10 protein-coding genes are annotated in these 16,739 nt (G+C 65.6%); 8 read left to right on the top strand and 2 right to left on the bottom strand.

Annotation, left to right across the window (positions count from 1 at the left end; translation table 11 throughout):
• Nucleotides 1–60: 60 nt before the first annotated feature.
• On the bottom strand, nt 61–1,644 hold the full coding sequence (gene prpR, locus ACZLIB_RS17250) for a propionate catabolism operon regulatory protein PrpR (RefSeq protein WP_478468236.1): 1,584 nt from the start codon (nt 1,642–1,644) through the stop codon (nt 61–63).
• A gap of 153 nt (nt 1,645–1,797) precedes the next feature.
• Here prpR and prpB point away from each other — a divergent pair, with 153 nt between their 5' ends.
• From prpB to ACZLIB_RS17215, 7 genes are all read left to right on the top strand, one after another.
• Nucleotides 1,798–2,691 (top strand): methylisocitrate lyase, encoded by an 894-nt coding sequence (gene prpB / locus ACZLIB_RS17245; RefSeq protein ID WP_005418360.1) that lies wholly within the window; start codon nt 1,798–1,800, stop codon nt 2,689–2,691.
• A gap of 36 nt (nt 2,692–2,727) precedes the next feature.
• Entirely contained in the window at nt 2,728–3,885 is a 1,158-nt protein-coding gene (prpC, locus tag ACZLIB_RS17240; protein WP_014038133.1) for a bifunctional 2-methylcitrate synthase/citrate synthase, read from the top strand.
• 97 nt (nt 3,886–3,982) lie between these two features.
• A complete protein-coding gene (acnD, locus tag ACZLIB_RS17235; RefSeq protein WP_478468234.1) occupies nt 3,983–6,601 on the top strand; it encodes a Fe/S-dependent 2-methylisocitrate dehydratase AcnD in 2,619 nt (872 codons plus the stop codon).
• Between the two features lie 100 nt (nt 6,602–6,701).
• Nucleotides 6,702–6,944, top strand: coding sequence for a type II toxin-antitoxin system ParD family antitoxin (locus tag ACZLIB_RS17230; protein WP_049401389.1), 243 nt, complete (start codon nt 6,702–6,704; stop codon nt 6,942–6,944).
• Nucleotides 6,941–7,303 carry a type II toxin-antitoxin system RelE/ParE family toxin gene (locus ACZLIB_RS17225; RefSeq protein WP_478468232.1) on the top strand — a complete coding sequence of 121 codons (363 nt, stop codon included), beginning with the start codon at nt 6,941–6,943 and terminating at the stop codon, nt 7,301–7,303. The genes ACZLIB_RS17230 and ACZLIB_RS17225 overlap by 4 nt, the downstream gene beginning before the upstream one ends.
• Nucleotides 7,304–7,306: 3 nt before the next feature.
• Nucleotides 7,307–8,485, top strand: a complete 1,179-nt coding sequence (gene prpF, locus ACZLIB_RS17220) for a 2-methylaconitate cis-trans isomerase PrpF (RefSeq protein ID WP_478468230.1) — start codon at nt 7,307–7,309, stop codon at nt 8,483–8,485.
• Nucleotides 8,486–8,609: 124 nt separating this feature from the next.
• A complete protein-coding gene (locus ACZLIB_RS17215; protein WP_478468228.1) occupies nt 8,610–10,070 on the top strand; it encodes a bifunctional 2-methylcitrate dehydratase/aconitate hydratase in 1,461 nt (486 codons plus the stop codon).
• A gap of 195 nt (nt 10,071–10,265) precedes the next feature.
• Here the strand turns inward: ACZLIB_RS17215 and ACZLIB_RS17210 are convergent, their stop codons facing one another.
• Nucleotides 10,266–11,288, bottom strand: coding sequence for a WD40 repeat domain-containing protein (locus tag ACZLIB_RS17210; protein WP_478468227.1), 1,023 nt, complete (start codon nt 11,286–11,288; stop codon nt 10,266–10,268).
• Between the two features lie 505 nt (nt 11,289–11,793).
• Between ACZLIB_RS17210 and ACZLIB_RS17205 the strand changes: the two genes are divergently transcribed.
• Nucleotides 11,794–16,701 carry an alpha-2-macroglobulin family protein gene (locus ACZLIB_RS17205; RefSeq protein WP_478468225.1) on the top strand — a complete coding sequence of 1,636 codons (4,908 nt, stop codon included), beginning with the start codon at nt 11,794–11,796 and terminating at the stop codon, nt 16,699–16,701.
• Nucleotides 16,702–16,739 lie beyond the last annotated feature (38 nt).

Here is a 16,739-nt window from a genome sequence, read left to right as displayed (position 1 = left end):
TGAGATGCTTGACGGAAGAGCGGTGCGAACCAAGGTTCGCACCCACCAGGCAACGAGTGGTTACAACCCCTCCGCGCGCAGCCAGCGCCACAACGTGGTGCGTGAGACGCCCAGCGCCTGCGCCATCCCCTCGCGATCATTGCGATGTTCCTGCAGCAGCGTCTCCAGCTGCGCACGCGGCGGGCGCTTCCCGTTGCTTTCCACCGGCAATGCTACAGCGCCCTCATTCACCAGTTCGGGTGCCAGCTGCAGCAGTCGCGCAGCATCAATCAGCCCTTCACCGGGCTGCCAGTGGATGCGCAGCCGATCCACCAGATTACGCAGCTCACGCACGTTGCCTGGCCAACTGGCGGCGGTCAGCACCGCCAGCGCATCCTCATCCAGTGGCGCATCGATGCCACGCAGCTGGCGGAAGAAGTGCTGCGCCAGCAGCGGGATATCACTGCGCCGCGCGCGCAGCGGCGGCAGGGCGATGCGCAGCGCGGCCAGACGGTAATACAGGTCGCGCCGGAAGCTGCCGGCTGCCGCGCGCTGTTCCAGCGACTGCAGGGTGGCGGCCACCACGCGCAGGTCCACCGGGGTCGGTTCGGTGGCGCCGACACGCAGTACCTCGCGTTCTTCCAGCACGCGCAGCAGCCGGGTCTGCAGCGGTAGCGGCAGTTCGCCGATTTCGTCCAGGAACAGCGTCCCGCCGTCTGCGGCTTCGACCAGGCCGACACGGCCGCCACGACGCGCGCCGGTGAAAGCGCCATCGCTATAGCCGAACAGCTCCGCTTCCAGCAGCGATTCGCTGATGGCGCCGCAGTTCAGCGCCACGAAGCGTCCGCGACGACCGCTGGCGGCGTGCAGCTGGCGCGCCACCAGTTCCTTGCCGGTGCCGGTTTCGCCGGTCACCAGTACGGTGCTGTCGTGCGGTGCATAGAGCGCGATCTGTGCGCGCACCTGGGCCATCGCTTCGCTGTCGCCGAGCAGTTCATGCGCATCGGCACGCGCTGCCGGGCGCCGGCGTGGGGCAGGGCGGTTGCTGCCGGAACGTGCCAGGGTCTGGGTCAGTTCCAGCGCATGTTCGAACGCCTGTCGCACCGAGTCGGCCGAATACAGCAGCACGCCGGGCAGGCCGGCCTGTTCGGCGTGGTCGATGGCCATGCCGGTGCCGACGATCACTTCGATGCCGTTGGCGCGCAGATCGGCGATGCAGTCGCGCGCATCCTCGCGGGTTACGAAACGGCGATGCTCGATATCCAGGCCGAAACTCTGCTGGAAGTTGCTGAACACCGGCACGTCGCTGGCGTGGGTGACCAGGCCGATGCGGCTGGCGATGCGGCGGGCACGGGCCAGTGCTTCCATCAGGTCGAAGCCGTTGGCCTGGATCGGCACCAGTGGCAGCTCCAACCGGCCGCGCAGCCAGGCGGCGTTGGAGCCGCCGGCAATCACCACATCGCAATGCTCGCGGCGCAGGCGCTGGCCGATCACCTCCACCGCTTCCTCGAAGCCGAGGTTGATCTGCTCGATGCGCGCGCGGCGGTCGAACTCGGGAATGACGTCGCCGAGCAGGCCGGTCAGTCGCGAGACGCTGACCGTCCAGATCACCGGGCGTCCGGGGTCGGCATCGGCATGGCGCAGGGGTGAGCGGGGCAGATACATGGCGGCGGGTACGGGCGAGATGTTTCATGATACATCTGTTTCAGTGTTTCATATGTTTCACTGTTGAGTGACGGTCATGTCCGTGAAATCAACGGCTTGCAGCTTGGCATGGTGCTTGCGCCTACCCATCCGTTCTTCAACCTGGATTGCCGCATGACTGCTTCCGCCCCTTTCTCCGCCGGTGCCCGTTTCCGTGAGGCGCTGGCTGCCGAGTCGCCGCTGCAGGTGATCGGCGCGATCAACGCCAACCACGCCCTGCTGGCCAAGCGCGCCGGCTTCCGTGCCATCTACCTGTCGGGCGGCGGCGTTGCCGCGGGCTCGCTGGGCCTGCCGGACCTGGGCATCAATACCCTGGAAGACGTGCTGGTGGACGTGCGCCGCATCACCGATGTCTGCGATCTGCCGCTGATGGTCGACATCGACACCGGCTTTGGCCCGAGCGCGTTCAACATCGCGCGCACCGTGAAGTCGTTGATCAAGGCCGGCGCGGCCGCCTGCCACATCGAGGACCAGGTCGGCGCCAAGCGCTGCGGTCACCGCCCGGGCAAGGAGATCGTCTCGCAGGGTGAAATGGTCGACCGGGTGAAGGCGGCTGCCGATGCCAAGACCGATCCGGACTTCTTCCTGATCGCGCGCACCGACGCCATCCAGGTGGACGGCGTGGACAAGGCCATCGAGCGCGCCATCGCCTGCGTTGAGGCGGGTGCCGACGGCATCTTCGCCGAGGCCGCCTACGACCTGGACACCTACCGCCGCTTCGTCGACGCGGTGAAGGTACCGGTGCTGGCCAACATCACCGAATTCGGTGCCACCCCGCTGTTCAGCCGCGATGAACTGGCCTCGGCCGGCGTCGCCATCCAGCTGTTCCCGCTGTCTGCGTTCCGTGCCGCCAACAAGGCTGCCGAGAACGTCTACCAGGCGGTGCGCCGCGATGGCCACCAGCGCAATGTGGTGGAGACCATGCAGACCCGCGAAGAACTCTACGACCGCATCGGCTACCACGCGTTCGAGCAGCAGCTCGATGCACTGTTCGCCGCCAAGAAATAAGCAGTACCCTGCACCATCAAGTTTTCGGAGGGAAACATGAACGATACGACCGCAACCCCGACCTTCAAGCCGAAGAAGTCCGTCGCCCTGTCCGGCACCGCCGCCGGCAACACCGCGCTGTGCAGCGTGGGCCGTAGTGGCAACGATCTGCACTACCGTGGCTACGACATCCTGGACCTGGCCAACACCAGCGAGTTCGAGGAAATCGCCTATCTGCTGGTGCACGGCAAGCTGCCGACCCGCGCCGAGCTGGTTTCGTACAAGGCCAAGCTGAAGTCGCTGCGCGGCATTCCGGCAGCAGTGAAGGCGGCGCTGGAAGAACTGCCGCCGTCGGCACACCCGATGGACGTGATGCGCACCGGCGTGTCCGTGCTCGGCTGCGTGGCGCCGGAGAAGGACGATCACAACCATCCGGGCGCGCGTGACATCGCCGACAAGCTGATGGCCTGCCTCGGTTCGATGCTGCTGTACTGGTACCACTGGAGCCACAACGGCCGCGCCATCGACGTGGAAACCGACGATGACTCGATCGGTGGCCACTTCCTGCACCTGCTGCACGGCGAGAAGCCGCAGGAATCGTGGGTGAAGGCGATGCACACCTCGCTGATCCTGTACGCCGAGCACGAGTTCAACGCCTCGACCTTCACCTGCCGCGTCATCGCCGGTACCGGCAGCGACATGTACAGCGCGATCTGCGGTGGCATCGGCGCGCTGCGTGGCCCGAAGCACGGCGGCGCCAACGAAGTGGCGTTCGAAGTGCAGAAGCGCTACGACAACCCGGATGAAGCCGAGGAAGACATCAAGGCCCGCGTCGAGCGCAAGGAAGTGGTGATCGGTTTCGGCCACCCGGTCTACACCGTCTCCGATCCGCGCAACAAGGTGATCAAGGACGTGGCCCGCGAGCTGTCAGAAGAGCAGTCCAGCATGAAGATGTACGACATCGCCGAGCGCCTGGAATCGGTGATGTGGGACATCAAGAAGATGTTCCCGAACCTGGACTGGTTCAGTGCCGTCAGCTACCACATGATGGGCGTGCCGACCGCGATGTTCACCCCGCTGTTCGTGATCGCCCGCACCGCCGGCTGGAGCGCGCACATCGTCGAGCAGCGTATCGACGGCAAGATCATCCGCCCGAGCGCCAATTACATCGGCCCGGAAGACCGCGACTTCGTCGCCATCGACAAGCGCGTCTGATCCACCTGCTGTATCCATCCGGCCGGCCCTGTGCCGGCCGGATGCTTTCGCCGCCGCACCGCCGGCACCCGGCCCGCCCCAAGTACTCCGCCAGCCCATGAATACCGATTACCGCAAGAACCTCCCCGGCAGCTCGCTGGACTATTTCGACGCGCGCGCCGCTGTCGATGCGATCCAGCCCGGCGCCTATGCCACCCTGCCGTACACCTCGCGCGTGCTGGCCGAGAACCTGGTGCGTCGCTGCGATCCGGCTACGCTTGGCGATTCGCTGAAGCAGCTGATCGAGCGCCGCCGCGACCTCGACTTCCCGTGGTTCCCGGCACGCGTGGTCTGCCACGACATCCTCGGCCAGACCGCACTGGTCGACCTGGCTGGCCTGCGTGATGCGATCGCCGACAAGGGTGGTGACCCGGCCAAGGTGAATCCGGTGGTGCCGGTGCAGTTGATCGTCGATCACTCGCTGGCAGTGGAATGTGGTGGTTTCGATCCGCAGGCGTTCGAGAAGAACCGCGCCATCGAAGATCGCCGCAACGAAGATCGTTTCCACTTCATCGACTGGACCAAGCTGGCCTTCGAGAATGTGGACGTGATTCCGCCGGGCAACGGCATCATGCACCAGATCAACCTGGAGAAGATGTCGCCGGTGGTCTACGTGCAGGACGGCGTCGCCTTCCCGGACACCTGCGTGGGCACCGACAGCCACACCCCGCACGTGGACGCGCTGGGCGTGATCGCGATCGGCGTGGGCGGCCTGGAAGCGGAGAACGTGATGCTGGGCCGCGCCTCATGGATGCGCCTGCCGGACATCATCGGTGTCGAGCTGACCGGCAGGCCGCAGCCGGGCATCACCGCCACCGACGTAGTGCTGGCCCTGACAGAGTTCCTGCGCAAGGAACGCGTGGTGGGTGCGTATCTTGAATTCTTCGGCGAGGGTGCCGCGGCACTGACCATCGGTGACCGCGCCACCATTTCCAACATGTGCCCGGAGTATGGCGCGACTGCCGCGATGTTCTACATCGACGGGCAGACCATCGATTACCTGCGCCTGACCGGCCGCGAGGAATCGCAGGTGGCGTTGGTGGAGAACTACGCCCGTACCACCGGCCTGTGGGCCGATGACCTGGCCACCGCACAATACGAGCGTGTGCTGCGCTTCGACCTGTCCAGCGTGGTGCGCAACATGGCCGGCCCGTCCAATCCGCACAAGCGCGTGGCCACCGCCGAGCTGGCCGAGCGCGGCATCGCCGACGAAGCCAAGCTGGAAGCGGGCAAGGCCGAGCAGGCGCAGGGGCTGATGCCCGATGGCGCGGTGATCATCGCCGCCATCACCAGCTGCACCAATACGTCCAACCCGCGCAACGTGATCGCCGCCGCACTGCTGGCGCGCAAGGCCAACGAGCGTGGCCTGCTGCGCAAGCCGTGGGTGAAGTCGTCGCTGGCGCCGGGTTCGAAGGCGGTGCAGCTGTACCTGGAAGAGGCCGGTCTGCTGCCGGACCTGGAAAAGCTCGGCTTCGGCATCGTCGCCTTCGCCTGCACCACCTGCAACGGCATGAGTGGCGCGCTGGACCCGAAGATCCAGCAGGAAATCATCGATCGCGACCTGTATTCCACCGCCGTGTTGTCGGGCAACCGCAACTTCGATGGCCGCATCCACCCGTATGCGAAGCAGGCCTTCCTGGCTTCGCCGCCGCTGGTGATCGCCTATGCCATCGCCGGCACCGTGCGCTTCGATATCGAGAAGGACGTGCTGGGCGTGGACACCGACGGCAACGAGGTGCGCCTGAAGGACATCTGGCCGAGCGACGCCGAGATCGACGCGGTGGTGAAGGCCTCGGTGAAGCCGGAGCAGTTCCGCCGCGTGTACAACCCGATGTTCAACGTGCGCGTGGAGCACGGTGCGGCGGTCAGCCCGCTGTACGACTGGCGCCCGCAGAGCACCTACATCCGCCGTCCGCCGTACTGGGAGGGCGCACTGGCCGGTGAGCGCACGCTGTCTGGCATGCGCGCGCTGGCGGTGCTGCCGGACAACATCACCACCGACCACCTGTCGCCGTCCAACGCGATCCTGGCGTCCAGTGCCGCCGGTGAGTACCTGGCGAAGATGGGCCTGCCGGAAGAGGACTTCAATTCCTACGCCACCCACCGCGGTGACCACCTGACCGCGCAGCGCGCCACCTTCGCCAACCCGAAGCTGTTCAACGAGATGGTGCGCAACGACGACGGCAGCGTGAAGCAGGGTTCGCTGGCGCGCGTGGAGCCGGAAGGCAAGGTCATGCGCATGTGGGAAGCGATCGAAACCTACATAGACCGCAAGCAGCCGCTGATCATCATCGCCGGTGCCGACTACGGCCAGGGCAGCTCGCGTGACTGGGCCGCCAAGGGCGTGCGCCTGGCCGGCGTGGAGGCGATCGCGGCCGAAGGCTTCGAACGGATTCACCGTACCAACCTGATCGGCATGGGCGTGCTGCCGCTGGAGTTCAAGCCGGGCACCACCCGCCTGACCCTGGGCATCGACGGCACCGAGACCTTCGACGTGATCGGCGAGCGCACCCCGCGCGCCGATCTGACCCTGGTCATCCACCGCCGCGACGGCCAGGACGTGCTCGTGCCGGTCACCTGCCGCCTGGACAGCGACGAGGAAGTGGCGATCTACGAGGCCGGCGGCGTGCTGCAGCGCTTCGCCCAGGACTTCCTGGAAGGCGCCAAGGTGGCGTGATGCCGGACTGAATGCCTGCCCCCGGAGGCCGAGGGCGGGCTTGTCCGACACCAGGGCAGGGCGCACACTGACTTGGCAAAAACTGCCAAAGGAGAGTTTCATGGCCACCATGAACATTTCGCTGACCGATCCGCTCAAGCAGTTCGTGGACGAGGAAGTGCGCGAAGGCGGCTACTCCAGTACGTCGGACTACGTGCGTGACCTGATCCGCCAGCGTCAGCGCAGCAAGGCTGAAGCGCTGCTCAAGCAGTTGATTGCCGAGGGGCTGGCATCGGGGCCTTCGACGCCTCTGCCGCCGGATCACTTCGACAAGCTGCGTGAGCGTGCACGGAACCGCAAGTGAAGCCCTCGCACTGGTCCCCTGCAGCGGTTCGAGATCTTGACCAGGCAGCTGCTTGGTATGCAGACCAGGGCGGAGAAGTGCTGGAAATCGGCTTCATCGATGCGGTGGAATCCGTCGTCAAGCTGATCGAGGCCCACCCAGGTGCTGGTTCCGCACTGCATGCGGGTCTGTTGACCTCGTTGCCAGCGCCGTTGCGTTTTCATCCGGTTCGTCGCTTCGACGGCTACCTGGTTTACTACGTGGAGCTACCTGCGCACGTTTCCATCGTGCGCATCTGGAATGCTTCGCGGGGCATGGAAGCATTGTTCGAAGACGAGGGACTCAACTCCGATATTGGTTCGTCGCATCCAGGATACTGATCCATGACCTTCCTCCCGCAACTCCGTATTCCCGCCACCTACATGCGCGGCGGCACCAGCAAGGGCGTGTTCTTCCGCCTGCAGGACCTGCCCGAGGCCGCGCAGGTGCCGGGCGCCGCGCGCGATGCGCTGCTGATGCGCGTGATCGGCTCGCCCGATCCGTATGGCAAGCAGACCGACGGCATGGGCGGCGCCACCTCCAGTACCAGCAAGTGCGTGATCATCTCCACTGCCTCTGTGCCGGATCACGATGTCGACTATCTGTACGGTCAGGTGTCGATCGACACCGCCTTCGTCGACTGGAGCGGCAACTGCGGCAACCTCAGCACTGCGGTGGGTCCGTTCGCGATTGCCAATGGTCTGATCGATCCGGCCCGCGTGCCGCGCGATGGCCTGTGCACCGTGCGCATCTGGCAGGCCAACATCGGCAAGACCATCATCGCGCACGTGCCGATGCGCGATGGCGAAGTGCAGGAGATCGGCGATTTCGAACTGGACGGCGTGACCTTCCCGGCGGCCGAGATCCAGCTGGAATTCATCGATCCGTCCGATGACGGCGATGCGGGCGCGATGTTCCCGACCGGCAATCTGGTCGATACCCTGGAAGTGCCCGGCGTGGGCAGCTTCGAGGTGACCATGATCACCGCTGGCATCCCGACCATATTCCTCAACGCTGCCGATCTGGGCTACAGCGGCACCGAGCTGCAGCCGGCGATCAACGAAGACAAGGCCGCGCTGCAGAAATTCGAGACCATCCGCGCCTACGGCGCCTTGCGCATGGGCCTGATCAACACGCTGGAAGACGCAGCAACCCGCCAGCACACGCCGAAGGTGGCGTTCGTTGCACCGGCGCAGGACTATGTGTCATCCAGCGGCAAGGCCATTCCGGCCTCGGCCATCGATCTGCATGCGCGCGCATTGTCGATGGGCAAGCTGCACCACGCGATGATGGGCACGGCCGCCGTGGCGATCGGTACTGCGGCGGCGATTCCGGGCACCCTGGTCAATCGTGCGGCCGGCGGCGGCGAACGCGAAGCGGTGACCTTTGGTCACCCCTCCGGCACGTTGCGCGTGGGTGCGCAGGCCGGCCTCGTTGACGGCCAGTGGACAGTAAGCAAGGCCATCATGAGCCGCAGTGCCCGCGTGCTGATGGAAGGCAAGGTGCGGGTGCCGGCCGAGTGATGCGTTGGTAAACGCCAACCAAGGTTGGCGACTACCGGGCCGCAGTGACCAATTGCTTTGGTAGATGCCAACCTTGGTTGGCATGGTGCACGGGCAACCGTGCACCGTAACGAGGAGATCGACGATGTCCGACAACCACACCCCATCCAACGAGCGTGCAGCGTGGGATGCGCTGCTGGTGGACATCGTCGATTACGTGCGCGACGCCCGTATCGACTCACCGCTGGCGTTCCAGACCGCGCACCACTGCATGCTTGATACGCTGGGCTGCGGGCTGGAAGCGCTGTCCTTCCCGGCCTGCAGCAAGCTGCTCGGTCCCGTGGTGCCGGGCATCAGCGTGGTCAACGGCGCGCGCGTTCCGGGCACCCACTACGTGCTGGACCCGGTGCAGGCGGCGTTCAATCTGGGCGCGATGGTGCGCTGGCTCGATTTCAACGACACCTGGCTGGCCGCCGAATGGGGCCACCCGTCGGACAATCTGGGCGGAATCCTCGCCGTCTGCGACTGGCTGGGACGCAACGCGCAGGCCCTGCGCCGCCCGCCGCCGACCGTGCACGACGTGCTGCTGGCGATGATCAAGGCGCACGAGATCCAGGGTGTACTGGCCCTGCAGAATTCCTTCAATCGGGTCGGGCTGGACCATGTGGTGCTGGTCAAGGTCGCCACCACCGCTGTGGTGGCGCAGCTGCTCGGGCTGGATCGCGAACGCATGCTCAATGCAGTGTCGCTGGCCTGGGTCGATGGCCAGGCGCTGCGGACCTACCGGCACGCGCCCAACACCGGTTCGCGCAAGAGCTGGGCCGCCGGCGATGCCACCAGCCGTGGCGTACGCCTGGCGCTGATCGCGGCAACGGGTGAAATGGGCTATCCGAGCGTGCTCAGTGCACCGACCTGGGGCTTCGAGGCTGTGTCCATGCATGGACAGGCACTGACGCTGGAGCGGCCGCTGGGCAGCTATGTGATGGAGAACGTGCTGTTCAAGATCAGCTACCCGGCCGAGTTCCACGGCCAGACTGCGGTGGAGGCAGCGATCGCGCTGCACCAGCAATTGCGCGCGATGGGGCGGCAGGTCGAGGATATCGCGTACATCGCCATCCGCACCCAGGAAGCCTGCATCCGCATCATCGACAAGAGGGGCCCACTGCACAATCCGGCCGACCGCGACCACTGCGTGCAGTACATGATAGCCATCGCGCTGCTGCATGGGCGGCTGGTGGCCGAGGACTATGAGGACGACGTCGCCGCCGATCCGCGCATCGACGCGCTGCGCGCAAAGATGGCCTGCCACGAGGATCCGCAGCTCAGCGCCGACTATCTGGACCCGGACAAGCGCAGCATCGCCAACGGCCTGAGCGTGCGCTTCAACGATGGCAGTGAACTGCCGGAAGTGCTGGTGGAGTACCCGCTTGGCCACGCCCGACGCCGCGGAGAAGGCATTCCGCTGCTGATGGACAAGTTCCGCCGGCACCTGGCCCATCGCTTCCCGACCGCCCAGCAGCAGCGCATCCTGGCGGCATCGCTGGACCCGGTGGCGCTGGCGGCGATGCCGGTGACCGATTACGTGGACCTGTACCTGCCGGGGTAGGGGGCTTCGCCGGATCTGGCGCTGCGCCTGCTTGCCGGGCACGTGGCTGCACCTGCTTTGGTAGGTGCCAACCTTGGTTGGCACGGCCGACGCCAACCAAGGTTGGCGACTACCGGGATGCTTTGGTCCACGCTGCAGTCTGCAGAGGTTCCTCAGAGATAGTGTAATCCCGCGATAGCGATAGACTAAGCCGGATCAGATCACATATGTGGAAAGGCATCCATAGTCGGTGCGTACCGAAATGGCATTGTCTCCCGTCCATGCAAGATGCGCGGTACGCACCACATGATCGACGGGAAAGCGTCGAATTTCCCTCATGTCTGCAAAGTCATAAAGTGCAATATGACCGCGGTGCATGACGGCCAATCGCTTGCTATCGCAGTCCAGTGCAAAGTCAGTTCGTGTCATATCAGTGAACTCCGGCCACCCGGGGCGGGATTCGCCTGTTGCCGCGTCCAGGCACAGCAGGCGCCACCGTCCATACTCTTCCAAGGCCAACAACCAGCGTCCATCCGCGCTCCACTCCATCTTGACGATCATTTCAAAATCAGCCTGATGTCGGCGCACGGTCTTGGCCTGGGCGACATCGATGTACTCGATCTCACCCGGATTGGCACAGCAGGCAAGCATCGTGGCATCCGCTGAGAGCGTGCCCATCATCTGCTCGGAATGCCCGCCAACCATCGCAGGGGAGCGCGCCAGCTGCATGATGTGCCTTCCATTGTCGAGTCTCATTACCGTTACCTGCTCACCGTCATGCCATGCGGCATGCCCGTTGGACCTTGTCAGGAAGGGCGATGACAGTACGGATGCATCGCTGATCCGCTGGGGAGGACTGCCATCTGAAGTCCAAAGGTAGATTCCAGAGTCGAATCGAATCAGGAATCCTGTCCGGTCATCCGTAGGCAGTGCCGACCAGGCAAGGTCCGTCTTGCTTGATCGCCAACCATGGATGATCTCAGCGTCTTCACCGATGAGCAGCAACATGTCGGTTGCCGCACCATGCGTGTCTTCGTCCTGGTGCTGATTGGTCGCCAGCTTCCCATTGCAACCCGCAATCATCAGGGCTCCCGTGTACCCCCCGCCAATGTAACGATGCATGCAGGGTTCGCCTGCGGCAGCAGCTGGGTTCACGAGTACGAAGCCCTTTTTCAGCCGCGACCACTCCTGTTTGATGGCCCATTTCAGTGCCTCGTCGGGACTCGGGAAGTCTTTCAACTGTGACTTCAGCTTCCCGGGGCTTCCGGAGGTGACTTCGACAGTACCTCGGTCACATCGCGTACCCCAGACCTTACCGGTCGCTGGATCCTGAATCATGCGTACTCGTGTCATTGCAATGTTCACTGCTGTTCAGAAGGCCTGATGCCGATGCTACAGCGGCGACTGAAGGCCGATTGGGAAGTCGCTCAATCGAGGGTTGAACCCGTCACTTTGGGGCGACTTCGGCCTTTTCTCCGCCGGGACATTGCGCGCCACGATTGGGGGAGCGCCCGATCCCAAGCCAGACAGGTTGCCGGCATCGGCCTGTGCCTGGCGCGGCGGGGGAGGGGCGCTTGGGTAGGTGCCAACCTTGGTTGCCACGGCTATCGCCAACCGAGGTTGGCGGCTACCGGTCCAGCCGGCCGGCGGCCGGCGCTACCCGCGCCCCGGGCAATTGCCGAATCCGCGTCAACACCTTGACGCGGCCTGCCTATAATGGCCACCTCGATCAAGGAGTGACGACATGAGCGGTCCGGCACGGCGGAAGCGGTGGGGATGGGCGGCGGCGGTACTGGCAGGAGGCCTGTTGCTGGGCCTGGCCGGTTGCCGCAACGACAGCGGGCAGCTGCCCAAGGCCAGCGGTGAAGCGATCACCACCCGGGCCGAGCAGGTGAAGGAGTTCACCCTGCTGCGTGCCTACCCGGACCAGAAGAATGACGGCCTGTCGCTGGCGCTGGAGTTCTCGCGCCCGCTGGTCGGCACCCAGGATTTCGACAAGCTGGTGCGCTTCGAAGAGAAGGTCGGCACCGACGACAGCAGCTGGACGCTGTCCGATGACGGCCTGACCCTGCGCTATCCGTTCGTGGAGGCCGGCAAGGAATTCAGCCTGGTGGTCTCGCCCGACCTGCTGGCCGCCGATGGCAGCCGGCTGGGCAAGGAACTGAAGCAGAAGGTGTTCAGCGGCGAGCTGAAGCCGGTGGTTGGCTTCGCCTCGCAGGGCAGCGTGCTGCCGGCGAAGGACAGCCGTGGCCTGCCGGTGGTCTCGGTGAACGTGCCCGAGGTTGACGTCGAATTCCTGCGCGTGCGCGAGAAGGACCTGCCGACTTTCTTCAGCCAGTACCAGCGCGGTGGCCGCCGCGGCAGCTGGGAGCTGAGCAGCGACTACGAGCGCAGCCCGATCAACAAGCTGGCCGAGCCGGTCTACGTCAACCGCTTCATCCTCGGCGGCAAGAAGAACGAGCGGGTGCTGACCTACCTGCCGACCCAGGACATCAAGGAACTGCAGGAGCCGGGCCTGTACTTCGCCCTGCTCAAGCGCACTGGTGACTATGAAGGCGAGTTCGACACCGCGTTCTTCTCGGTCAGCGACATCGGCCTGCATACCCGCGCCTACAAGGACAAGCTGTTCGTGCACACCGCCGGCCTCAAGGACGGCGCGCCGCTGAAGGGCATCGACCTACGCGTGCTGGATGCCAAGGGCGAAGTGGTACTGAAGGGCAGCACCGACGGCAACGGCAATGCGCTGCTGAACTACACGCTGGATGCCACTCACGTGCTGGTCGCCAGCAGCGGCAAGGACACCAGCTTCCTGCCGTTCAACCAGCCGGCGCTGGACCTGAGCGAATTCGCCGTGGCCGGCCGTGACAATGCCTGGTTCGACGTCTATGCCTGGTCCGGGCGCGACCTGTACCGGCCGGGCGAAACCGTGCGCCTGTCCGCGCTGCTGCGCGACAACGACGGCAAGCCGGTCAAGGCTCAGCCGGTGTTCCTGCGCCTGAAGCAGCCCGATGGCAAGACCTTCCGCGAGACCCGCCTGCAGCCGGGTGACCAGGGCTACATCAACTTCGAGCAGGTGATCCCCGCCGAGGCGCCGACCGGGCGCTGGCAGGTCGAGTTCCGCACCGACCCGGCCAGCAAGGAAGCGATCCAGGGCATGACCCTGCGCATCGAGGAGTTCCTGCCCGAGCGCATGAAGCTGGACCTGGACAGCGCGCAGAAGACGCTGAAGCCGGGTGAGGACCTGCGCCTGCAGGCCAATGGCGCCTATCTGTATGGCGCGCCGGCCGATGGCAACCGCTTCACCGCGCGCATGGCGGTGGCCGCCGAGCAGAAGCCGGTGGACGGCCTGCCGGGCTATTTCTTCGGTGACCCGACCCTGCAGCTGCCGCGCGAGGCCAAGGACGTGATCGATACCACGCTGCCGGCCAATGGCCAGCTGCGTGAGGACGTGGCGTTGCCGGAAGAGGCGGCCAAGGCCAAGGCGCCGATCGCTGTGGTGCTGTCCGGCAGCCTGTATGAAACCGGTGGCCGTACCGTCACCCGTACCCTGAAGCGGGTGATGTGGCCGGCCAACGCGCTGGTCGGCGTGCGCCCGCTGTTCAACCCCGAGGATGGCGCCGACTCCAACGGCAATGCACGCTTCGAGCTGATGCGCGTGGATGCCGCCGGCACACCGCAACCGGCCAAGGGCCTGAAGATCACCCTGGTGCGCGAACTGCGCGACTACCACTGGACCTTCAACGACAATCGCTGGGATTACGATTTCACCCGCCGTTTCGAGAACAAGGAAACCCGCACCGTCGATGCCGGCAGCAGCGCTGTCGCCTTTGATTTCCCGGTGGAGTGGGGCGAGTACCGGGTGGACGTGTTCGATCCGTCCACCGGCCTGACCAGCCGCTACCCGTTCCGCGCCGGCTGGAGCTGGGGCGATGACAACCGCGGCCTGGACGCGCGCCCGGACAAGGTCAAGCTGGCCCTGGACAAGACCGGCTACAAGGCCGGTGACACCCTGGAAGTGACGGTGACCCCGCCGCACGCCGGCAAGGGCATCCTGATGGTCGAGACCGACCGCATGCTGTACGTGCAGGACATCGAGGCCAAGCCGGGTTCGACCTTCAAGATTCCGGTCACCGCCGACTGGGAACGCCACGACGTCTATATCACCGCGCTGGTGTTCCGTGGCGGCAGTGCGCCGAGCAAGATCACCCCGGCCCGTGCCGTGGGCGTGGTGCACGTGCCGATGGACCGCAAGGGCCGCACCGTGGCCGTCGGCCTGGCTGCGCCCAAGCAGATGCGCCCGGAGCAGGACCTGCCGGTGACGGTCAGCGCACCGCAGCTGGCCGGCAAGATGGCGCACGTCACCGTCTCGGCGGTGGACGTGGGCATCCTCAACATCACCCGCTTCCCGGTGCCCGATGCCGGTGCGCACTTCTTCGCCCAGCGTCGCCTCGGCATCGATGCCTACGACATCTACAGCCGGGTGATCGAGAGCTTTGATGGCGGTGCCGGCAAGCTGAAGTTCGGTGGCGACATGGCGCTGCAGGCGTTGCCGCAGGCCAAGCGCCCGACCGCGCGCGTGCAGACCGTGGACCTGTTCTCCGGCCCGGTGCAGCTCGACGCCAAGGGCATCGCCCGGATCCGCCTGAAGGTGCCGGACTTCAACGGTACCCTGCGCGTGTCGGCGTTGGTCTACAGCGATGACCAGTACGGCAAGCGCGATGTGGAAACCATCGTGCGCGCGCCGATCCTGGCCGAAGCCAGCATGCCACGCGTACTCGCCCCGGGCGACCGCAGCACGGTGACCCTGGACGTGCAGAACTTCACCGGCAAGCCGGGCCAGTTCATCGTGAAGGTGGAAAGCGAAGGCCCGTTGAACCTGGGCGAGGGCAGCCGCAGCGTGCAGTTGAATGCCGATGCCAAGACCACGCTGAGCTTCCCGCTGTCGGCGCGCGAGGGCCACAGCGTGGCCAAGGTGCGGGTGCGGGTGGACGGCAACGGCTTCAAGGCCGATCGCCGCTACGACCTGCCGGTGCGTGCGGCGTGGCCGCAGGTATTGCGTTCGCAGGTGCGTACGCTGGATCCGCTGGCCGCGGTCAGCCTCGACAACAGCCTGACCGATGGCCTGATGTCCGAGTCGGTGAATGCTCGCCTGCTGGTCAGTCCGCTGCCGCCGATTCCGTTCGCCAGTGCACTGCAGGGCGCGCTGAACTACCCGTATGGCTGTGCCGAGCAGACCACCAGCAAGGGCTACGCTGCGTTGATCCTGGACCAGGCGACGTCGTCGATGCTCGGTGCCGATGGGCTGGATGCCAAGACCCGTCGCGAGCGCATGGAAGGTGCGTTTGGCCGCCTGGCGTCGATGCAGGTGGCCAATGGCAACTTCTCGATGTGGGGTGACGACGGCTACGTGAACCCGTGGCTGACCCCGTACATCACCGAGTTCCTGCTCGACGCGAAGGACGCCGGTTTCGCGGTGCCCGACAACGTGCTGCAGAAGGCGCTCAACCGTCTCAGCGAGGATCTGCTGTCCGGTGGCAACCAATTCTACGGCCAGGACGACCGCGAGAAGCTGAAGTTCGCCAACCAGGCCTATTCGGGCTACGTGCTGGCCCGGGTCAATCGCGCTCCGCTGGGGACGCTGCGCACGCTGTATGACAACGAGCGCAGCAAGGCGGTCGGCGGCCTGTCGCTGGTCCATCTGGGCGTGGCGCTGTCGCTGCAGGGCGATGCCAAGCGTGGCCAGGCGGCATTGTCCGCCGCCTTCGCCAAGTCCAGCAGCGAACGCCCGTCCTACTTCGGCGACTACGGCAGCGCCATCCGTGATGACGCGCTGATGATCGCGCTGACCCACGAAAACAAGCTGGCCAAGCCGGCCTGGGATGCCCGTGCGGTGGATCTGGGCCGTGGCCTGGATGCGCGCCGCAATGCCGGCTGGATGTGGCTGAGCACGCAGGAACAGGTAGCGATCGCCCGCCTTGGCAAGGCACTGGCCGCCAACCAGAAGGCGCTGGTGGAGGGTGAACTGGTGATCGGTGGCAACACCGAAGCCATCGGCGAGCGCAAGCTGTTCGGCCGCAATTTCAGCGCCAGCGAGCTGGCCAGCGGCGTGCGCTTCACTCCGCAGGGGCAGCCGCCGATGTTCGCCAGCATCGACGTTGCCGGTATCCCGCGCAGTGCGCCGGCACCGGACAACAGCGTGCTGGGCATTGAGCGCAGCTACTTCGGCACCGATGGCAAGCCGTGGTCGCCGCGCCCGCTGAAGGAAGGCGAAGCGCTGATCGTTCGCGTGACGGTCACCGCCGACACCACGATGCCCGATGCACTGCTGACCGACCTGCTGCCGGCGGGCCTGGAGATCGAGAACTTCAACCTGGGCGATGCCAAGCAGTGGGCCGACGTGGTGGTTGATGGCATCACCATCAGCGACCGCAGCGAAGCCGCTGACACCAAGCACGAAGAGTTCCGCGACGACCGCTATGTGGCTGCGCTGAAGCTCTCGCGTGGCAGCAAGGCCAACGTGTTCTATCTGGTGCGTGCGGTGACCCCGGGTACCTACTCGGTGCCGCCGCCGCTGGTGGAGGACATGTACCGGCCGCAGCTGCGTGGCGTCGGCCGTAGCAACCCGACCACGATCACGGTGGTACAGCCGTGACCGCGCGGACGGGCCGCGACGGCGCGGCCCGTCCCGCT

Source organism: Stenotrophomonas sp. 220_Sma (assembly GCF_056487375.1).
This window is presented reverse-complemented; position numbering and strand designations above follow the sequence as displayed.